The organism is Pseudomonadota bacterium (assembly GCA_034189865.1).
In the GTDB taxonomy this organism is placed as follows: domain Bacteria; phylum Pseudomonadota; class Gammaproteobacteria; order UBA5335; family UBA5335; genus JAXHTV01.
Genome location: JAXHTV010000023.1, coordinates 17694 through 38141, shown reverse-complemented (window position 1 = coordinate 38141; position 20448 = coordinate 17694). Strand labels below are relative to the sequence as shown.

The window sequence follows — 20448 nt, the reverse complement described above, 5'->3', positions numbered from 1 at the left end:
TTCCAATTGAGCGAGGGTTAAAGGGCGTCGCCGCCGGTTTCCCCTGTACGGATGCGGATGGCTTGCTCGAGGTTGAACACGAAGATTTTTCCGTCCCCGATCTTGCCTGTCTTCGCCGCTTTGGTGATGGCTTCCAGAACCTGGTCGGTCAGATCGTCCGTGACTGCCACTTCGATCTTGACCTTGGGTAGAAAATCCACCACATACTCGGCACCGCGGTAGAGCTCCGTGTGCCCCTTTTGTCGACCGAACCCCTTGACTTCGGTGACCGTAATACCTTGGACGCCTATGTCCGAGAGGGCTTCCCGAACATCATCCAATTTGAATGGCTTGATGATCGCTGTAACCAATTTCATTGCTGTTCTCCACATTCGCTATCGGGTGGGCCGCTTGCGACTACGCGATATTGCGTTTGCGCCATCGCCTCAGCCCCAGCGAGGTTTTCCTTGATTGGTGTCGCCAACGATGCAGCGCCAGCGGACAGACCGTCGCGGAACCACAGCAGTTTCTGTGCCAGAAGCTGACAAGTTAATGAATCGCTGGTTCTCCCCCGGCAGCTGGGCGCCGTTGCGGCCAAGTGCGCGGTCCAGAGGGGGGGAGGTGAATCATATTGCACCAAAAAGGTGCCCCGTTATGGTGCACAAAGACTGGGTTATACTGGCTTACTTCGCCGACGACAGGAGATGGCGGGCAATGGAACGTAATCCTTTTGTGGACGATGTCGCGAGCCGTTTGGCGGACAAAGTGCCTTCCGGGCTAGGTGTCCTGCGGCGCGATCTCGAGAATAATTTTCGTGCGATTCTTCATTCTGCGTTGGCGCAACTTGATCTGGTGCCGAGGGATGAGTTCGACGTCCAGAAGAAAGTCTTAGACAAGACCCGAGCAAAGCTGACCGAACTTGAGCTGCGCACGGCTGAGCTGGAAGCGCAGCTGAAAAACAAGCTGAACGATTAGCGTTCAGCGCTTCCGGTACCATCGTGAGCGGTGAGGGAAGACCATGAGTTTGGCTACTGTCATGAGTCGGGCGGAAACGGGGCTGGACGCGCCGCTGGTGCGCGTAGAAGTCCATATCGCCAACGGCCTGCCGTCGCTGTCGGTGGTGGGTTTGCCCGAGACCGCGGTCAAAGAATCGAAGGATCGCGTGCGCGCGGCGCTGATCAATGTCGGGTTTGAGTTTCCCGCCCGGCGGATCACCATCAATCTCGCCCCAGCCGATCTGCCCAAAGAAGGTGGCCGGTACGATTTGCCTATTGCTTTGGGCATCCTGGCTGCCTCGGGGCAGATTCCCTCACGGGAGCTCGACGCATACGAGTTTTTGGGTGAGCTCTCCTTGAACGGCGCCTTGCGAAAAATACGCGGCGCCCTGCCGGCGGCGCTCAAGTGCCGGGAGGTCCAGCACCAATTGATCCTGCCCGCCGAGAACGCCGATGAGGCTGCCTTGATCGAAGGTTTGGCGGTGCTTGGGGCCGATCACCTGTTGGCGGTGTGTGCCCACCTCTCCGGCCAGGGCCGTTTACCGCTGGCTGTGCCGGCGGAGCCATCTGCCACCGTACCGGACGGCGACGACATGGCCGATGTCCGGGGACAGCACGGCGCCAAGCGGGCCTTGGAAATCAGTGCAGCCGGTGGTCATAGCGTGCTGATGATCGGCCCGCCAGGCACCGGCAAGAGCATGTTGGCCAAGCGCTTCTGCGGGATTTTGCCACCGCTGACAGAGACGGAAGCGTTAGAGACGGCGGCAGTTCTATCGGTGGCAAATGCGGAATTTCGCCCCGCCCAATGGCGCCAGCGGCCTTTCAGGGCGCCGCACCACACCGCCTCGGGCGTGGCTTTGGTGGGCGGTGGATCTTCTCCGCGGCCGGGTGAGATTTCATTGGCCCATCATGGTGTGTTGTTTTTGGACGAGTTGCCGGAGTTTGATCGTCGGGTTCTTGAAGTGTTGAGGGAGCCTTTGGAGACGGGCCAGATTCACATTTCGCGGGCGGCTCGCCAAGCGACTTTTCCCGCCCGATTTCAGCTCATCGCGGCCATGAATCCCTGCCCCTGTGGTCATCTAGGTGATCCGCGCGGCCGCTGTCGCTGTACCGAGGACCAAGTGCGCCGATATCGGGCGCGTCTTTCCGGGCCGCTGCTGGATCGGATTGACCTGCATGTGGAAGTGCCACCCGTGCCGCAGGATGTGTTGCTGGCCCAGCCCGACACGCCGGCACCTTCCAGCCGGGAGATCCGTTCCCGGGTTGTGCGGGCCCGGGCACAGCAGCAGGATCGTCAGGGGGGTCCCAACGCTCATCTGGCCGTTCGCGAATTGGCCGCGGTCTGTGACCTCACCGCGTCCGTGCGGGCATTGCTGGAGCAAGCCATCGAAAAACTGGGCCTGTCGGCGCGCGCCTATCACCGTATCTTGAAAGTGGCCCGTACCATCGCTGATCTGGAAGGTTCGACTGCTATTGAGCAAGCCCATATCGGCGAGGCAATTCAGTACCGGCAGCTGGATCGGGCCATGCGCTGATCGAGTTTTGCCTGACCTGGATTTGTCAACTCTGTTTCTCCTGCCGGCGGACTGGTAGCCTTTGGCTTAGGTAAGCCGAATCGAATCCAATGCGCCCTATCGGGCGGTCTTCCACCCATTTGATGATCTATGGCCAAGCTTAATCCGCAGCAGGACGAAGCCGTACGCTATGCCGACGGGCCGTTGTTGGTCTTGGCCGGCGCCGGCAGTGGCAAGACGCGGGTGATCACGCAAAAGATCGCCTTTTTGGCCAACGAATGTGGTTATTCGCCATCGAAAATCGTGGCCGTCACGTTCACCAACAAGGCGGCCCGAGAAATGGGGCAGCGCCTGAGCGCCTTGATGCGGAACGTTCAAGGTCGCGGACCGCTCACATCCACCTTTCACAGCCTGGGCCTGCAGATCCTCAGACGGCAGCCTGATACGGTGGGCTTGAAGTCTAAATTTTCGCTGTTCGATACGGAAGACAGCCGGGGCTTGTTGAAAGAACTGACGCGTCGGGACACCGGGGTGGGCGACAAGGAGGTTGCCGTCCTGCAGTCGCGCATTTCGACCTGGAAAAACGAATTGGTGACACCGGAGGATGCGCTGGCGCAAGCCGAAGACGACACCACCTACCGGGAAGCGAGTCTCTACGGCGAATACGAACGGCATTTGCGCGCCTACAATGCGGTGGATTTCGACGATTTGATCGCGCTGCCCGTCCGGCTGCTGGAGCGCGATCCGGCCGTATGCGAAACCTGGCAGAACAGCTTCCGACATATCTTGGTGGACGAATACCAGGACACCAACGCGGCCCAGTATCGTTTACTCAAACGCATAGCCGGCCCTCGGGCCAGTTTCACAGTGGTCGGCGATGACGACCAGTCCATCTATGCTTGGCGCGGTGCCCGCCCACAAAATCTGCAACAGCTACAAGCCGACTTCCCCATCTTGAAGGTGGTCAAGCTGGAACAAAACTACCGTTCCACCGAAACCATACTGAAAGCGGCGAACGGATTGATCGCCCACAACAGCCATTTGTACGAAAAGCGTCTTTGGAGCGCCTTGGGGCGGGGAGATGCGATTCGGATCGTGGCCTGCGAGAGTGGGGAGGACGAGGTCCAACGGGTGGTCTCCGAGCTGCTGCAACGCCATTTCCAAAAGCGGCTTCGTTACAGTGATCTGGCCATCCTCTACCGCAGCAATCACCAAGCCCGCGCGTTCGAGCGGGCGCTACGGGAACACAAGGTGCCCTATCGGATCACCGGGGGCAGTTCCTTTTTCGACGCCGCGGAAGTGCGCGATGTGATGGCGTATCTGAGGTTGTTGTACAACCCGGACGATGACGCGGCCTTTTTGCGGATCGTCAACACCCCGCGCCGCGAAATCGGCGCCAGTACCCTGGAAAAACTGGGCCTCTATGCCCAAACACGCGGGATCAGCCTATTGACGGCTTGTCATGAGATGGGGCTGGCCGCTCACGTCTCGGAACGGGCCTTGGACCGTTTGCATCAATTCGCCGAGTGGGTCATCGGCATGCAGCGCGTCGCGGCGGAAGAGTCCGCTACCACTTGTGTGAAACGGCTGCTCGATTCCATCGATTACGCCAACTGGCTGATTGAGATCAGCAAGGATCGGCGTGCGGGCGAACGACGGCAAGAGAACGTCAACGATCTGGTGGGTTGGCTGAGCCGGTTACAAGAGAAATGGGATGGCGAGCCCACGCTGGAAGCCTTGCTGGCGCATATCAGTCTTATCGGCATGTTGGAGCGCCGGGACGATCAGACCAGCGAAGATGCGGTTCAGCTCATGACGTTCCATAGCGCCAAGGGGCTGGAGTTCGACCATGTCTATATGGTGGGCGTAGAGGAGGAGTTGTTGCCTCACCGCAACAGCATCGATGCCGGGACAATAGAAGAGGAGCGCCGGCTGGCCTACGTGGGGATCACTCGTGCCCGAAAAACACTCACGATCACCTACGCCGGTTCGCGGCGGATGGGTGGCGAGGAAGTCGATCGGGAGCCGAGCCGATTCCTAAGCGAGTTGCCGCCTGAGAGTGTGGAGTGGGAAAAGCCGGGCATGGCGGTGGATCCCGCTCAGCGCATGGAGAGAGGGCGTAGCCAGCTCGCAGCGCTTCGCGAGTTGTTGCGTGGCGAGGCGGCACCGGGCGAGTGACCCGACCCGGTGCCGAGGACATCAGTCGGTTTGTGTTACGGGCATCGGGTGTCGATGTTCACCGTTTCCCGGCTGATCCAGCCGGTCTCGCTCGGCGTGTAGCGCCAGCCTTTCGAAACCGTGGAGGAGAAGCCCAGCAATCCCCCTTCTTTCTTGCATTTGACTTTGGCGCGATAGCGTCGATTAGCGTCACAGTCGCCGGAAATCGTCGGCTTGAACGATTCTGTGTAGGTTTGTCCGGCCGAGAGCACCCGTTTCCCGCCTTGTTGGATGTTGCGCCACGTGCCGCCCTTCACTTTGACACCCAGTTTCGTCACGTGCGCAATGGACTCGGCGTCGGCGGGGTTGTTGACGTTTACCGTGAATTGGCATGCGCCCAGCGCGGCGGTCGGGGCGAGCAGCGTGGCCATCAGGCCACAGGCCCACAGGGATCGAAAAAATGGTCGGTTCATCGTCGGTCGCATCAATAGCATTTTTTATTCTCGCTTTCTTAATGGGGTGGGTAACTTAACTGGTGGAATTCGGTCGATTCGTCCAGCGAATTCCGATGGTGCATACAAGAAGGCTGCCTTGCGGCAGCCTTCTTGAAGATGATGGTGCAGTCCGTCAGGGCGCCAAATCGCTGGCTTCCAGCATGTGGCGTACCGCCGCTTCCACTTCCTCATCGCTCAGGGACGGGTTGCCGCCGCGCGGTGGCATGGCTCTGATTCCGTTGATGGCGTTGCTCACCACGGCCTCGTAGCCTTGAGAGAGCCGTGGCTCCCAATCGCCTTTGTTGCCCAAACGCGGCGAGTTCATAACGCCACTGGCATGACAAGCCGCGCAGGCGTTCTGGTAAACCTCGGAACCGCTCTGCGGTTCGGATGCGGGCTCCGCGGTGGCGACTTCGATGGCCGTGGGGAGTTCTCCGTCCGCTTCGGTTCGAACTTGGCCAACCGGCTCGAGACGTTGGCTGATGGCCTCGCGAACCATCGGTTCGTCGGCATCGGCAGCCGTGAAGCTGGTAATCACGTAGGCCAAAACGCCGATCAAAATGGCGAAGCCCACCATGAGGGCCAGCAGTGCCATCATGGTATTAATTGAGTTGTTATCGTGCTCTGTCACGAGACACTCCTACTTGGCGATCAACCTGAAATTCGCATCAGTTGCGCCGCCGAAAACGACGCCGCTGATTCAATTGGCGGCTAAGTATACCGAAAAGGTCCGCGGGAAAAATACCCGCCGCATTCGGTGCCATGGACGATCAACCAGGTTCGGGGTATGCTTTCCAGCCTTCGCGCCCGTAGCTCAGCTGGATAGAGCGTTGGCCTCCGGAGCCAAAGGTCAGAGGTTCGAATCCTCTCGGGCGCGCCATTCCCAGGCGACCACATGCCGGAATCCTGCCGGGCGGCTGAGTATCCGCGATGGTGTGGTGGGGGTCGGTGGTTCTCACGGCCCCGGTTCCGCTGCTGGAGCGACGTCTTTGTCGCCGGCGATCGTTAACTGCCAGGCCGTTCGAAATGCCGCCGCGCGTGCTCGACTTTCGCCCGGATCACGCAGTTGCTGACGTGGTCGTTGATCAATCCCATGGCTTGCATGAAAGCATACACGGTTGTGGGGCCAATGAATTTCCATCCCCGTTTTTTGAGTTCTTTCGACAGGGCAATGGATTCTTCTGAGGTCGAAACCGATTGCGGCTCAGCGAGCCCGTCGTTTTTAGGTTCGTAACGCCAGATGAAAGCGGCGAGAGATCCTTCCGAGCGGACCAGTTCACGCGCGCGCTCGGCGTTGTTGATCACCGCGGCGATTTTTCCTCGATGGCGAACGATTCCTTCGTTATTGAGCAGACGGTCCACGTCACGCTGACTAAAGCGCGCGATCTGGTCGAAATCGAATTCGCAAAAGGCGGCGCGGAAGTTTTCGCGTTTGGTCAGGATGGTGCGCCAGCTCAGGCCGGACTGAAAGCTCTCCAGGCTCAGTTTCTCGAACAGGCGGTGGTCATCGCCTACGGGAAAGCCCCACTCGGTATCGTGATAGTGCAAAAACTCCGGTGCCGCGCTGCACCATCGACAGCGCCTATGGCCGTCGGGACCCTGAGTCGTGTTGCTCATGTGCTGGGCATCCTCGGATGAGCGTGAAAAGGATTTTCAGGCCAACAGAAATTTGAGTCGGCCATCGGCGCGCGCCGGGGTGACGTCGAGAATCTAGCTGTCACGACATCGGCCGAGACAAAGGGGTCTTCCTCCCCCCACGTTCGGTTGAAGACCGCCGGCCAGTAAGAACACGCCGTCATCAAATCCGCACTTCAACCGTTGGTTGTGAGCTTCCAGATACTCGCCGGCACGATCGCGACGGTCGGAATCGGTTGAGATTTACTCGGCTGTGCTGCGGCGGTTCAGTTCCCGTTTCACGAGGAAGTCCACGACCTCCATCATCTGGCTGAATCCTTTGGGTACCCGGGAGTCCACCACGTATTTTCCGGCTACGGCCATGGCCGGTACGCCGCCGACGCCATAGGCCTCGCCAAGCTGCTCAGCACGGTTGAGATTGGTTTTCACGAGAAAGGCGTTCCAGGCTTGGTCGAAGGCGTCCGCGTCCACGCCTTGGGATATAAATACGTCCTTAATTTCCTCGCGACTTGCCAGGCGTTTTTTCGATTCAGGGTTGTGAAGCGCGTGGAACAGCACGCCGTGGGTTTTATCACTGACACCCAGGGACTGCGATACGAAGTAGGCCTGAGCGTGAAGGTCCCACAGCGGGTTGTAGCGGTTGTTGGTCCCCGGCACCCGGACAAAATTAACGGTCTCGCCATTGTCGGCCAGCCAGGCACTCAAGGTGGGCTCGAACTGATAACAATGGGGGCAGCCGTACCAGAAGAATTCCACCACTTCCACTTTGTCGCTGTCTCCCCAAAGGAGGGTGCGTGAAAGCTCACGATAATGAACGCCGGCTTCGAATGGTTCCTCTGCCGCTTGGAGCGGATGGGTGGTCGTGACGACCATTAAAAGCAGCAGCGCGATCACTTTTTTCATCAAAAGACTTCCTCTGAATCAGCCAGTGGGCACAAGATATCATGTCATTGGGCGAAAACGGCCCTGAGGTCGGGCGCGATTTTCGAGTATATCGGCTCATGGTCGCGATGCTGAGCGATCCATTGTTGTCCGGGAGACGTACAGGTGAAACAAACGATAAGGCTGGTTCAAGAAGCGCTCAAGGCGCGGGGGCTATACTCTGGCGCCATCGATGGTATCGCCGGTCCGATGACGGACGCGGCCCTGTCCGAACTGCCAGAGTTACCGGCCGAATGGCCCAGAACACGCAAGATTATTGGCTGTGTGCAGATTCTGTGCGGTGAGCAGGGTATCGATGTGGGCCCCGTCGATGGCTATCTCGGACCGCGAACCCGTTACGGTCTGGAATGTTTGGTCGCCCTCAAAGAAACGGGGAGTTTGCCGTCGCCTTGGCGGGACCAGCCGATACCTTCACCGGCGAATCCCAATGGCTGGCCGACGCAGAGTGAGGACGATCTCACCGGTTACTTCGGCCCTGTCGCGGAACAACTGGTCCGCGTGCAATTGCCTTATCCGCACCGTTTGGCTTGGGACAAGCGGAAGGTCGTCGATTCCTTTGTCTGTCATCCGAAAGTCGAAGCCTCGCTGCAACGTGTTTTACAACAGGTGTTCGACACCTATGGCATGACGGAAATTCGGGCGCTGGGGTTGGACTTGTGGGGCGGTTGCTTCGCCAAGCGCCAAAAGCGCGGCGGCAGCACGTGGTCGACCCATGCCTGGGGGATCGCGATCGACTACGACCCGGAACGCAACCAATTGAACTGGGGGCGGCACCAGGCCCAATTGGCTCGACCGGAGTATGAGCCCTGGTGGGCATGTTGGGAGAATGAAGGCTGGGTTAGCCTGGGGCGCAGCCGCAACTTCGATTGGATGCACGTGCAGGCGGCGCGTTTACCTTGAGCAAGGCGTCAGTTGACTGAAGGGGGGCGCAATGTTTCTCCGCTGGATGAGTGTGTTGAGTTTTACCGCGGTCGTTGCGGGGTGCTTGGCTGTCTTCTGGCAGCCACCGTCAGTGGATTGGCAGCTGGCCGAGATCGAGTTAACGCCGCTCGTGGGCGCTGAGGCGGCCGCGCGGCTGGCCGCTGAACCGGATCCCGTACGGGCGGTACTATTCGATTGGGCCACCGATCCGGAGCTACTGCTGAAAGCGCGAATTGCGCTGATCAAGTATCCGGAACGTGCGCCACGGGTCTTGCAGGTTTACGGCTCGGACCCGGTGTTTCAATCCATTGTCCGAGACTATGGCGAGGCGGTCATACCCATCGTCGACCATTGGATGGGAGACTCTCCCGCGGTCGATGATCTTTCCGCCGCACAAGACGGTTGGGTTGCCGTCAGTGCCATTCATGATCGTGGTTACGACTTTCTGGGGCAGTTTTTTCAAGGCGAGGATGGCATCGTCTACCGGAACCGCACCGAGCAGGTACTGGAGTTCCTGGCGCTGCTGACCGCCGATGGCATTCGCGGCCTGGAACGCAAATTCAAGCTGGGGGAAGAAATCGGCCCTCGGGATTGGCTTCCCGCCACGATGGATGCGGCGATCGTCGTTCCCGCCGGCTTGGCGATCGGCGGGGCCAAGATGGCGGTCCGAGGCGCGCGCTTGCGCCGCGTGAGCGCGGCATCCTCGGGAGGGGTCGCGCCCGCGAGTGCCGCGCGACTATATCAACTCGCTTCCCGTGGTCCCCTCGCGGCGTCTCTGGCGAGGACGGGCAAAATCGGGGCCGTGATTGGGGTGGGTTATGTGCTGGTGCGCCATCCCAGCCTGTTACCGGCGTTGTTCGACGAGCTGGCAACGTGGTTGGCTCTTCCGAGGTTGCCCGTGGCGATGGCGATCTGGATGATCCTTTTGGGCGGGATCATGCTCTGTTTTGGCCTTTTGCGCCGGACTTGGTTTCGGTGGCACGATTTTCGATCGGACCACGGCCAGCTTCGTCACGATTGAACGAATTCATGGCGTGGTTGCCAAAGCTTAGACCTGAGTTTCTAAAAGGACCTAAAAGCATGAGCAAAAAAGCCTCAGTTGTCTTATTCACATTGGTTGTCGGCATGGTCTGGACGGTATCGGCCCTGGCAGTACCCCCGAAAGCGAACAATCGAATCAACCAGATGTTCGAACGCGTGGATACGGACGGTGACGGGAAGATTTCCGCGGCGGAGCACGCAGCCAATGCAGAGGATCGGTTTAAGCGCATGGACAGCGACGAAGACGGTTATCTCACGCGTGAGGAAGTCGATGCGGCCGCCAAAAAAGCGCACAAACGTATCCAGGAACACAAGCCGAAGGGAGCGGGTAAGCCCAAGGCTGACGACGAGTAATCCGTTCTTCCGCCACCAATTTTCCTTCGCACGCCCCCGCTTCTGTCGGGGGCGTTTTGTTTTCGGGCTCCGATTTTTGTGCGCGCGATGGGTTTAACCTGCAGTTCCGAGCGACCTGGGTCCCGGTGGCTTAATATCCACGCAACCTTTGCCCAGTAAATTCACTCCTTTTGCCGGAGCCGTGGGGGGTCTAAGCGGTTCCGGCTTCAGAACAAGGAGTGCCTAATGAATTCGCTGCTGCGTCGATTTGTCCGACGATGTCTCGTGGGCTGCGCCATTGCCGCCGTATCCGTTCCCAATGCATTTGCCCAAGGGCCGATTGCGGAACTGCGAGCCAATACGGAGCGCTATTTCCAGCGGATTGCCCATTTTCCGGTGTTTCTGAACACCGATGTCGACGAAGAAACGGTGGCCGAAATCGTCGCTGCCAGCGACGACGGCAATACATTGATCTACACGGACAGCGAGCTTGAGCTTGTCGGGTTCGTCGATATCACCAATCCCGCCAGCCCGGTTCCGGCAGGTACGGTCGAGCTTTCCGGTGAGCCGACATCGGTTGCGGTCGCGGGGAACTACGCACTGGTGGCGGTTAACACGTCCGTGGATTTCGTGACCACCAGTGGTGAGTTGGTGGTGATCGACCTCACCACTCAAATGATGGTGGAGACCTTTGATCTATTCGGCCAGCCGGATTCGGTCGCCGTGAGTCCGGATAAACGCTTCGCAGCCGTGGTGATCGAAAACGAGCGAGACGAAGACCTGGGTGACGGTGAGCCGCCTCAGGCACCTGCAGGCAGCATGACCATCTTCGACTTGGTTGGAGAGCCTGCCGACTGGACTTCCCGCGATGTGTCGTTTGTTGGCATTCCCAATTTGTTCCCCACTGACCCGGAACCGGAGTATGTCGACATCAACAAGGCCAATGTGGCGGTGGTCTCGTTCCAGGAGAACAATCACCTCGCCTTGGTTCATCTGCCTTCCGGCCGGGTGTACCGCAACTGGGAGGCCGGGACCGTCGATCTCGAGGGTGTAGATATTGCCGAGAACGACTTTATCGAGCTAACCGGTTCGCTGGCCGAGGTTCCGCGTGAGCCGGATGGCGTTTCTTGGGTGTCGCCGTTGGTATTCGCCACGGCCGATGAGGGTGACTTGTTCGGCGGAAGCCGCGGCTTCACCCTCTACGGCAGTTGGGGCGGTGTCTTGTTCAGTTCCGGCAACACCCTTGATCAGATGGCGGTGCGGGTCGGGCATTACCCGGAAAATCGGTCCGAAAACAAGGGCAACGAGCCCGAGAATGTGGAATACGGGCGTTTTGGCGCCAATCGTTTTCTGTTCGTCGGTTCCGAACGCGCCAACTTGATCTTCGTCTATCGTTTGGGGTTGTTGGGCCGTAATGAGTTGGTTCAAGTGTTACCCACCGGCGTCGGGCCGGAAGGTTTGTTGGCCATTCCCCAACGCAACTTGCTCGTGGCGGCCAGCGAAAAGGATGACCGGGGCGACAAGTTCCGCTCCCGTATCACGATTTACAGCCTCACGGCCGAGGTTCCGGTTTATCCCACCGTTGAATCGGCGGACCGGGAAGACGGCACGCCGATCCCGTGGGGGGCGCTGTCCGGCTTGTCTGTGGCCCCGGACGATGAAGACCGTGCTTACACGGTGCATGACAGCTTCTATGCCAAGAGCCGGATCTTTGCCTTGGATCTGTCCACCTCGCCGGCCGTGATCGACGGCGAGATTGTGCTCAGCGACAGCGGCAGTGCGTTATCGGCCGTGGATCCGGGTTTGGTGAATGGCGATGCCGAGTTCACGGTGAATCTCGACTTGGAAGGTATTGCCGTCAGTCCGGCCGGGGGTTTTTGGCTGGTTTCTGAGGGCAGCGGCGCCGCCGGGGACGGCGACGAGGTGTTGAATCTGCTGCTTAAGGTCTCCGCCACCGGGGTGATCGAAGACGTCGTCACCTTACCCGATGCGGTGAATGATTTTCAGATCCGTTTCGGTTTCGAGGGCGTTGCCGCAGTCGCAGGTGAATCCATGCCGGGGGCCGTCATGACAGCCCCCTCCGAGCAGGTTTTCGTCGCATTCCAGCGCGAGTGGGATGAAGATCCAGACGGGCTGGCACGTATCGGTCGCTACGACACCGGCAGTGGTGAGTGGGCCTTCTACTACTATCCCCTGGAAGAGCCTGAATCGGACAACGGCGGCTGGGTTGGCTTGTCCGATCTGACGTACTTGGGCGATGAACGCTTCGCGGTGATCGAACGGGACAATCAGGCTGGAACCGACGCCGTGATCAAGCGCATCTATCGCTTCTCCGTCGCGCGCGTGGAGCCGTTGCCCGAACCGTCTGAGCCGGCCGCCACAGACACGGCAGTCGCCCCGGCCGTCATGGAACCGGCAGCGCCTAAATTCCCGGTGCTGGAGAAAACGCTCGTTCGGGATCTGGTGCCGGATCTTGAAGTCACCGCCGGTCCGGTTCTGGAGAAGATCGAGGGTCTGGCCGCGCTCGCGGACGGAACCGCCCTGGTCGTCAACGACAATGATGGCGTCGACGATTCCAATGGCGAAACCCAGCTGCTACGCTTGAATGCGACTTTCGTCGGCGAAGTCGAGTTGTAGGAGCGTGATCGACCTGCTCATCTGGCCTGATTGATCGCAGTGGCGCTCCCGCCCGCTTGAAACGGGCGGGAGCGTTCGCTGTAGCAACGCCGTTAAAGCCTTTCCCGGGCCTGCTCCAGGGCTTCTTCCGCTTCCAGCCACTCCGATTCGAGTTGCTCTCGCTGGTTTTGTAGCGCCCCCTGGCGTTGCAACAGCTCGGTCAGTCGAGCTTTTTGTTCGGCGTCATACAGCGTCGGTTCCCCGAGTTCGGTTTCGATCCGGGTCAGTTCTTGGCCCAAGGCGTCGATTTTCGCGGCCAGCGAGTCGGCGCGCGATTTCAGGGGGCGCAAAGCCTCGCGCGAGCGCGCCTCACGCCGCCGCTGGTCTTTCCGATCTTCTGCGCTGTTTGGGGTTGGGTTTTTGGCGCGCGTGCTGTCCGCAGCTTTTGGCGATTGCTCGCTAAGCCAACGGCGGTAATCGTTCAAGTCGCCGGCAAACTCGCGCACGGTGCCTTCGGCCGTCAACCAGTAGCGATCCACCGTTTCAGACAGCAGGTGACGATCATGGGATACCGTCACCACGGCGCCTTCGAATCCCTGCAGGGCGACCGTGAGCGCGTGGCGCATGTCCATGTCCAGATGATTGGTGGGCTCATCCAATAACAACAGGTTGGGCGCTTGCCAGACCAGTAGCGCCAAGACCAGACGGGCTTTTTCACCTCCGGACAAGGGGCCAATGGGCTCCAGCGCCGCATCACCTCCAAATCCGAATCCACCGAGAAAGTCGCGCAGGGATTGGCTGTCCGCTTCCGGTGCCAAGCGTTGCAGATGGGACAAGGGGCTGTCGGTGGGATTGAGTTGCTCCAACTGGTGCTGAGCGAAATACCCCACCCGGCAATTTTTGGCGACGTGCCGGTGCCCGCTTTGAGGCATCAGGTCCCCGGCCAGCGCTCGAATCAGGGTGGATTTTCCGGCGCCGTTGGGTCCGAGCAGGCCGATTCGGTCTCCGCTTCGCAAGCTCAAGTTGACGCCCGATAGAATCCGATGCCGCTCGTAGCCCAAACTCGCCCCTTCAAGCTGCAACAGCGGTTCGGATGCGCCCGGCGGTTCCGGAAATTCAAAATGAAACGGCGAGTCGGCGTGGGCCGGCGCGAGCTTTTCCATGCGTTCCAGGGTTTTGATTCTCGCTTGAGCGGCTCGGGCCTTGGTCGCTTTGGCGCGGAATCGATCGATAAACCGTTGAAGGCGGGCGGTTTCTTGCTGTTGCTTAGTATACGCGGCCTGTTGGCGCGCCATGTTCTCTGCCCTTCGGCGTTCGAAATCCGTGTAGTTTCCGGTGTAGCTGATCAAGCGTTTGTGGTCGATGTGGATGATGTGATCGGCCACCTGGTCGAGAAACTCACGGTCGTGCGAGATGATCACCAGGGTGCCGGGATAATTCCGCAGCCATTGCTCCAGCCACAGTACGGTTTCCAAATCCAAGTGGTTGGTGGGCTCGTCCAGCAGCATCAAATCCGACGGGCTCATCAAGGTGCGCGCCAAATTCAGTCGTACCCGCCAACCGCCGGAGAACTCAGCGACGCGTCGGCTTTGGTCGGAGGGTTTGAAATCCAGCCCGTCAAGCAACTGGCCGGCCCGCGCGGTCGCGGTGTAGCCTCCCACTTGTTCGAGTTTTTCGTGGGCAGTGCCGATGCGTTGGCCATCGCCGCTGGCTTCGGCTTCAGCGAGTTCCCGTTGCGCGGCGCGAAAGGCCGAGTCACCATCGAGCACGAAATCCAGGGCCGATTTCTCCACCGGCTCGGTGTGTTGCTGCAAATGGGATATCACCCAATTGCGTGGTAGGCTGACTTCACCGGTCTCGGTGCCCAGTTCCCCTAACAGCAATGCCAACAGGGTGGATTTTCCGCTGCCGTTGGCACCGACCAGTCCTACTCGTTGTTTGGGAAAAATGGTTGCGCTGGTATTCTCCAGCAACGGTTCCGGCCCGCGGCGGAGCGTGATCTGATTCAGCTGAATCATTCTGGATACTCAATTAGACATTCGCTGGAAACGCCGAGTGCAGATGGGTAAGTTATCCACGACCGAGCGACTGAAGACACCCGATTGGCTGCCGAGAAGCTCCGTATGATATTCCTTTTTACCGATTTTGGTGCGGACGGTCCTTACGTAGGTCAGATGCGTGCGGCCATTGCACGTGTGTATCCTGACGTCGCCGTTGTCGATCTCTGCCACGATTTACCACCGTTTCGACCGCGCTCGGCCGCTTATCTGTTGGCGGCGCTTGTGGACCAACTGCCGGTCGGTGCCATCGTCGTGGGGGTGGTTGACCCGGGCGTGGGGTCCGAACGTCGGGCCGTGGTCTTGACGGCCGACGGGCGATGTTTCATCGGCCCCGACAACGGTTTGTTCAGTGTGGTCGCTCGCCGGGCGGATCAAACGCATTGGCGGGAGCTGATCGGCGCTCGGTCCCGATTGTCTGCCACCTTTCACGGCCGGGATGTGTTCGCGCCTGCTGCGGCTCGTGTGGTCGCCGGTCAGGATTTGGAAACCGCCCCCATGGGTCAGCCGGCCATCGGCCTGGAATGGCCGGAAGATCTGGCCGAGATCATCTACGTCGATCACTACGGCAATGCCATGACCGGTTTGCGAGCAAGTCATCTCAAAGCGTCGGATGCCTTGGCGCTTGACAGCCATCAGATTCCGTTCGCCCGGACTTTTTCGGATGTGCCGGCGGGGGCCGCTTTCTGGTACGAAAATTCGAATGGCCTGGTCGAGATCGCCGTCAATCAGGGGCGTGCCGATGGGGGGCTGGGCCTTCGCGTGGGCTCACCGGTACGCGTTTATCCATCCCACTCAAACTGACGATTACCCGTATGAACTTATTGTCCATCACGGCCGCGATGGTGTCGCTGGCTGCGTTGTTCGCCTATCTCAACGATCGCATCCTCAAATTGCCGACCACCATCGGCGTGATGCTTTTAAGTTTGTTGTTTTCGTTGGCCCTGCTGCTGCTGGATGCCATCGGGTTCGGTCTGGCCGATCGCGCGGTGGCCATCGTTCGTCGGATCGATTTCAACGAGACCTTGATGGAGTGGATGCTGAGCTTTCTGCTGTTCGCTGGCGCATTACACGTCAATCTCGAAGAGTTATGGCGTCACAAGTGGACCATCGGCGGCTTTGCAACTTTAGGGGTACTGCTGTCGACTCTGTTGGTAGCCACTTTCTCCTATATCGTGCTCGACGCCATAGGATTCGAGGTGTCGTTTATCTATTGTCTGTTATTCGGTGCCCTGATTTCTCCGACCGATCCGATCGCCGTGCTGGGGATTCTCAAGCGGGTTGGTGCACCGCGTGATGTCGAAGTAAACATCTCGGGCGAGTCGCTGTTCAACGACGGCGTCGGGGTGGTGGTGTTTATGGTGATTCTGGGCGTCATCGCCTCGGGTCAGGAGCCCGATCCCGGCCATATCGCCACGCTGTTCGCCGAAGAGGCTTTCGGCGGGATCGTATTGGGGTTGGTTCTGGGGTTCCTGGCCTACCGATTGATTCGACGAGTGGACAACTACCAAGTGGAGGTGTTGCTGACTCTGGCCTTGGTCATGGGCGGGTACACTTTGGCCATGGCGATTCACGTCTCCGGTCCCATCGTGGTGGTCGTGGCCGGTTTGTTGATTGGCAATCGAGGTCGCATGTTAGCCATGTCGGAACGCTCCCGAGAGCATTTGGACACATTCTGGGAGTTGGTGGACGAAATCCTCAATGTCGTGCTTTTTGTGTTAATCGGCCTCGAGCTGTTGGTTATCCAACTGTCCGGAGCTTATCTGCTTGCCAGCTTGCTCATCATCCCCGTGGTTTTGTTGGCGCGCTGGGTGAGCGTGGGTACTTTGGTGAACCTGCTGCGGCCGCTACACGATTTGGGGCGGTGTGCGGTGCCCATCCTGACCTGGGGTGGATTGCGGGGTGGTATTTCGGTCGCTTTGGCGTTGTCGATTCCCGCCGGCCCGGAGCGGGATCTGCTACTTACCATCACCTACTGTGTGGTGCTGTTTTCGATCGTGGTGCAGGGCCTCAGCGTCGGTCGGCTCGTGCAGGCGCTGAATCGGCCGGAGCGTGAGTGAGTCTCACCGCACGCTCCGGTTCTCGGAGTTGCTCACTTTGCCAGTAATTCGCGAACGACGGGGGCCAGGCCGGTGAGTCCGGCGGCTTCGCCGATCTTCAGGGCTTCTTCGGCGTCTTTACCCTGAATTCGGGCCGCTCGTAAGGCGAATAGCGCCCCGACACGGTTCCCACTGGCGCAGTGAACCATCACCGGGTAGTTGTCCGGGTTCGCCAGTACGGCATCCAAAGCCTGGGTGTTGGTGTCCGACAAGTCGGCCCCGCCAGCGACCGGGATTAAGACATATTTCATGCCCAGTTGCTCAACTTTCTGGGCTTCGTTCCATTCTTTCATTTCTGCCGCGGGGCGCAGGTTAACGATTGTTTTGTAACCCGCGGCCTGGGCTTGATCCAGTTGTTCTGCGGTGGGTTGGCCGCCTGTCAGAATGCCTGTTTCAGGCTGTTTGGCGTTAGGTATGGGAACAAGTGTCGCTTCCATTGATAAGTCTCCTGCGGAATTTTTATCAGGCGTCAGGGTTCCGCCATGCACTGGTATTGCGCTGGCCAGCATGATCAAACCGAACCCGACCAACAGTCGTTTGTGTTTGGGCATATGTTGTTTCTCCAAGTCATGGGTGCGGGTGTCCCCCGCGGGGGCGGCCACATAGCGGTTAGCTAATCGCCGCGGTCCACAGCTCGCCACCCCCCAACAGAAAATTTTCCGCGCTCTCAATCTGCTGAGCGGTACCCAGCAACACCAAGATGTCATCGGCTTCCAGCGCGATTTGTGCGTCCGGGTTTTGCCAGGTAATCCCCCGGCGACGCAGCGCTTGTACGTAAAGCCCGGTGCGTTCCAGCGCCAATTCTTCTAACGTGCGACCCACGGCGTATGCTTTTTCCGCCAGTGGCACGGCATGAATTACATCCACCGGATTGCCGGCATTGTCTGTCGTCCGTGATCGCTCACCGTGAAGATAACCGTGCAGCAACTGGTATCGCTGGGAGCGTACCTCTCTGATGCGTTCACGGATCCGGTAGGCCGGCACTTCCAGCATGGTTAGGACGTGGGATATCAACATCAGGCTGCCTTCGAGGGTTTCTGGTACCACCTCGGTTGCTCCTGCCTCGCGCAACTCTTCCCAATGTGAGTCGTCCGCGGTCCGCACCAATACGGGCACTTCTTGTTGGATGCTACGTATTTGGTTTAAGACCACTTGCGCTTGCGGGAAATTGTCGAAGGCGATTACCACCATCCGAGCCCGTTCCAGACCCAGTGCGCGGAGCAGCGCCCCTTGTCGGGAGTCCCCATAGTGGACATTCTCGCCCGCCAGCGTCGCTTCCTGAACCCGAATCGGGTCCGAATCGACCGCAACAAAGGGTATCTTTTCCTGGCGGAGAAATCGTCCCACGGCTTGTCCCACCCGTCCGAAGCCGCAAATCACCACATGGTTGTTGAGCTTGGCGGTGGCCGCCTCGACGCTTCCCAGAGAAACTGATTGGCCGCCCTGGGATGACGAGGCCCGTGGCAACAGAATCTGGGTGAGCTGACTGTTTGAACGAATGAGTAAGGGAGTCAGCGTCATACTCAGGATGATGCAGGCCAGCACGATGGCGCTGGTCTCTGGCCCGACCAAGCCATTGCTTGCAGCGACGGCTAGCATGGCGAAACCGAACTCTCCTCCCTGAGCCAGGGAAATACCGGTTTTCAGGCTATTGTCCCAGGTCTCGCGGAGTAGACGTCCAATCACGGTAATGGTGAGGGTCTTGAAGACCATCACGCCGAGGGTGATTAAGATCACCCAGTACCAAGCCTCCGCCAGGACGCGCAGATCCATCAGCATTCCAACGGTCACGAAGAAAATGCCGAGCAGGACGTCTCGAAATGGGCGTATTTCTGCTTCGATCTGGTGCCGGAAATGACTTTCGCCCAGCATCATGCCGGCGATAAAAGCGCCCAATGCCATCGATAAACCGGCCAAATGCGTTAATGCGCCCGCCAATAGCACGACGACAATGGCGGCCAGGACAAATAGCTCTTCGGAACGGGACTTTGCCACTTCCATGAAAATGAAGGGCAGGATGCGGGCGCCGACGATCATGAGAATCCCGAGTAACGCCACCGTCTTCATCAATGCCCAGCCCATGGCCCAGAGCATGTGATCGCCGCCAAGCGCGAAGGTCGGGATCATCACCAGGAAGAATACCGAGGCCAAGTCCTGAAGTAGCAGCACCGCGAAGGCCAGCTGGCCGAATCGGGCGTGTAGTTGCCGTCCGAGGGTCAACTCTTTGGTGACAATGGCGGTGGAAGACAGCGCAAAGGCGCCGGCGATGATCAGCGAGGTTTCGGTGCGCATACCAATGAGGCTGGCGGCCGCGAAAAAGGCCAAGGTGCAGACCAAAACTTGGGTCAGGCCCATACCGAAAACAGCCCGCCGCATGGCTATCATGCGGGGCAGCGCAAACTCCAGTCCGAGGGAGAACAAGAGAAACACCACGCCAAATTCAGCGAGGTATTCAATCGCATGCTGATTGGTAATGAGGCTCAGGCCACCGGGTCCAATCAACACGCCCACGCTCAGGTAGCCAAGTGTAGCGGGGATGCGGAAACGATGGAATAGGGCGATCACACCGAGGGAGGTGGTGAGAATGATCAGTAATTCAAAGAAAAATCCGTGTTCCATCGAAGACTGTTGTGTGCAGATCCGTGACCGCCAATAAATTCATTATACGTCGGTTACCGGCGCGGTATGGTGTGAGTTCACTGGTTGATGGCACGCCATGTCCCGAAGACTCGCTTTCCCTGATTATATGATGGATCGCAAAAAGTAAGGCCCGCGTGATGCGGGCCTTACCAGTTCTCGGTCGGTGTGGGGCGTACTATCGCATGGAAGCCGTTAAGGCTTGCGCGCTTTCCGTCCCGCTTTCCAGTTGAACGAGATATTCAATGACCTTCAAGGTCTCTGCTTTCGGGTCATCATAGTCCAATTTGGAAAGATCCCCGGGATTAACTTCGTATTTCCCGTTAACGATGAACGTCGGGGTTTTTCGAATCGAAAATCGGCGCCACAGTTGATCGGCGTCTTCGACCAAGCTTTCCACGTCTGGCGAATCATAAGCCGCGTAGAATTGCTTTTCCGAAATGCCGAAATGCGACAAAAATTTCGCGATCTGGCGTTTGTTGCTCTTCAGCGTGTGGTCATGATGGATCGCTTCGAAGAACGCGTGGTGAATTTGCTCCAACTTATCTCCCACCACACCAAGCGCTTTACAAGCGTAGAACGCTTGACCGTAACGTCCCCACCAGCTGTTGTAAGTGCTTTCTCCGTGGGTAATGCGGACGAAATCGATACGATCTTCGTGCTCTTCCACCCAAGGATTGAGATGGGGCTCCATCTTGCTACAGTGCGCACAGCCGTAGGACATAAATTCCACGACTTCGACAAGCTCACCCTGATGCACACGCCCCGGGTCGGAAACCCTCGTGTAATGGGTTCCCTCAGTATAAATTTCCGCCAGTGCCTGTGTCGCTGTGGACAGACCAAACACCAGAGCCGTCCACAAACAAAACATCCATCGTAGGGACACGCACCGGCGGGCTTCTAGTTGCCCATCCTTCTTCATAGTCCCCTCACTTGGTCAGTGGTCTGACCGTCAATTTATAAGCCTTCGACTTATAAGCCCTCGACCGGCCAGTGGTCTGGCCGTCTTTTTATATGCTTAGATAACA

18 protein-coding genes and 1 tRNA gene are annotated in these 20448 nt (G+C 58.8%); 10 read left to right on the top strand and 9 right to left on the bottom strand.

The genetic code is table 11. The features are described 5' to 3' along the window. Positions 1 to 17: 17 nt before the first annotated feature. Complete coding sequence (glnK, locus tag SVU69_10710) at positions 18 to 356, bottom strand: P-II family nitrogen regulator (protein MDY6943462.1); 339 nt, start codon at positions 354 to 356, stop codon at positions 18 to 20. A gap of 337 nt (positions 357 to 693) precedes the next feature. On the opposite strand from glnK, the gene SVU69_10705 reads away from it, so the two are divergent. The 3 genes from SVU69_10705 to SVU69_10695 all read left to right on the top strand — a co-directional run bounded on the left by SVU69_10705 (position 694) and on the right by SVU69_10695 (position 4666). Next, positions 694 to 954: an accessory factor UbiK family protein gene (locus tag SVU69_10705; protein MDY6943461.1), complete on the top strand. Its 261-nt coding sequence runs from the start codon at positions 694 to 696 to the stop codon at positions 952 to 954. A 43-nt stretch (positions 955 to 997) separates the two neighbouring features. Then, positions 998 to 2509 (top strand): YifB family Mg chelatase-like AAA ATPase, encoded by a 1512-nt coding sequence (locus tag SVU69_10700; protein MDY6943460.1) that lies wholly within the window; start codon positions 998 to 1000, stop codon positions 2507 to 2509. Positions 2510 to 2638: 129 nt separating this feature from the next. Next, positions 2639 to 4666: a UvrD-helicase domain-containing protein gene (locus SVU69_10695; protein MDY6943459.1), complete on the top strand. Its 2028-nt coding sequence runs from the start codon at positions 2639 to 2641 to the stop codon at positions 4664 to 4666. Between the two features lie 35 nt (positions 4667 to 4701). Here the strand turns inward: SVU69_10695 and SVU69_10690 are convergent, their stop codons facing one another. Further along, positions 4702 to 5076, bottom strand: coding sequence for a hypothetical protein (locus SVU69_10690; protein MDY6943458.1), 375 nt, complete (start codon positions 5074 to 5076; stop codon positions 4702 to 4704). A 196-nt stretch (positions 5077 to 5272) separates the two neighbouring features. Next, positions 5273 to 5770: a c-type cytochrome gene (locus tag SVU69_10685; protein MDY6943457.1), complete on the bottom strand. Its 498-nt coding sequence runs from the start codon at positions 5768 to 5770 to the stop codon at positions 5273 to 5275. 172 nt (positions 5771 to 5942) lie between these two features. Here SVU69_10685 and SVU69_10680 point away from each other — a divergent pair. Continuing rightward, positions 5943 to 6019, top strand: a tRNA-Arg gene (locus tag SVU69_10680). Positions 6020 to 6144: 125 nt separating this feature from the next. Here the strand turns inward: SVU69_10680 and SVU69_10675 are convergent. Together SVU69_10675 and SVU69_10670 are read right to left on the bottom strand one after the other, a co-directional pair. Further along, positions 6145 to 6756, bottom strand: coding sequence for a DNA-3-methyladenine glycosylase I (locus tag SVU69_10675; GenBank protein ID MDY6943456.1), 612 nt, complete (start codon positions 6754 to 6756; stop codon positions 6145 to 6147). Positions 6757 to 7017: 261 nt separating this feature from the next. Further along, complete coding sequence (locus tag SVU69_10670; protein MDY6943455.1) at positions 7018 to 7677, bottom strand: thiol:disulfide interchange protein DsbA/DsbL; 660 nt, start codon at positions 7675 to 7677, stop codon at positions 7018 to 7020. Between the two features lie 144 nt (positions 7678 to 7821). On the opposite strand from SVU69_10670, the gene SVU69_10665 reads away from it, so the two are divergent. The 4 genes from SVU69_10665 to SVU69_10650 all read left to right on the top strand — a co-directional run bounded on the left by SVU69_10665 (position 7822) and on the right by SVU69_10650 (position 12648). After that, positions 7822 to 8616 (top strand): M15 family peptidase, encoded by a 795-nt coding sequence (locus tag SVU69_10665; GenBank protein ID MDY6943454.1) that lies wholly within the window; start codon positions 7822 to 7824, stop codon positions 8614 to 8616. A gap of 31 nt (positions 8617 to 8647) precedes the next feature. Beyond that, entirely contained in the window at positions 8648 to 9658 is a 1011-nt protein-coding gene (locus SVU69_10660) for a hypothetical protein (GenBank protein ID MDY6943453.1), read from the top strand. 59 nt (positions 9659 to 9717) lie between these two features. Next, positions 9718 to 10032 carry an EF-hand domain-containing protein gene (locus SVU69_10655; GenBank protein MDY6943452.1) on the top strand — a complete coding sequence of 105 codons (315 nt, stop codon included), beginning with the start codon at positions 9718 to 9720 and terminating at the stop codon, positions 10030 to 10032. Positions 10033 to 10257: 225 nt separating this feature from the next. Next, entirely contained in the window at positions 10258 to 12648 is a 2391-nt protein-coding gene (locus SVU69_10650; GenBank protein ID MDY6943451.1) for an esterase-like activity of phytase family protein, read from the top strand. 92 nt (positions 12649 to 12740) lie between these two features. Here SVU69_10650 and SVU69_10645 read toward each other — a convergent pair whose 3' ends face one another. Continuing rightward, a complete protein-coding gene (locus SVU69_10645) occupies positions 12741 to 14645 on the bottom strand; it encodes an ATP-binding cassette domain-containing protein (protein ID MDY6943450.1) in 1905 nt (634 codons plus the stop codon). Between the two features lie 105 nt (positions 14646 to 14750). Here SVU69_10645 and SVU69_10640 point away from each other — a divergent pair, with 105 nt between their 5' ends. Together SVU69_10640 and SVU69_10635 are read left to right on the top strand one after the other, a co-directional pair. Then, the gene (locus tag SVU69_10640; GenBank protein MDY6943449.1) at positions 14751 to 15488 is read left to right on the top strand and encodes an SAM-dependent chlorinase/fluorinase; all 738 of its coding nucleotides are present in this window, start codon (positions 14751 to 14753) and stop codon (positions 15486 to 15488) included. 11 nt (positions 15489 to 15499) lie between these two features. Then, positions 15500 to 16744: a sodium:proton antiporter gene (locus tag SVU69_10635; protein ID MDY6943448.1), complete on the top strand. Its 1245-nt coding sequence runs from the start codon at positions 15500 to 15502 to the stop codon at positions 16742 to 16744. Between the two features lie 32 nt (positions 16745 to 16776). Here the strand turns inward: SVU69_10635 and SVU69_10630 are convergent, their stop codons facing one another. The 3 genes from SVU69_10630 to SVU69_10620 form a co-directional block, all read right to left on the bottom strand. Beyond that, positions 16777 to 17220 carry a protein tyrosine phosphatase family protein gene (locus SVU69_10630; GenBank protein ID MDY6943447.1) on the bottom strand — a complete coding sequence of 148 codons (444 nt, stop codon included), beginning with the start codon at positions 17218 to 17220 and terminating at the stop codon, positions 16777 to 16779. Positions 17221 to 17392: 172 nt separating this feature from the next. After that, positions 17393 to 19402, bottom strand: a complete 2010-nt coding sequence (locus tag SVU69_10625) for a cation:proton antiporter (GenBank protein MDY6943446.1) — start codon at positions 19400 to 19402, stop codon at positions 17393 to 17395. Between the two features lie 196 nt (positions 19403 to 19598). Next, positions 19599 to 20342: a thiol:disulfide interchange protein DsbA/DsbL gene (locus SVU69_10620; GenBank protein ID MDY6943445.1), complete on the bottom strand. Its 744-nt coding sequence runs from the start codon at positions 20340 to 20342 to the stop codon at positions 19599 to 19601. Positions 20343 to 20448: the final 106 nt, after the last annotated feature.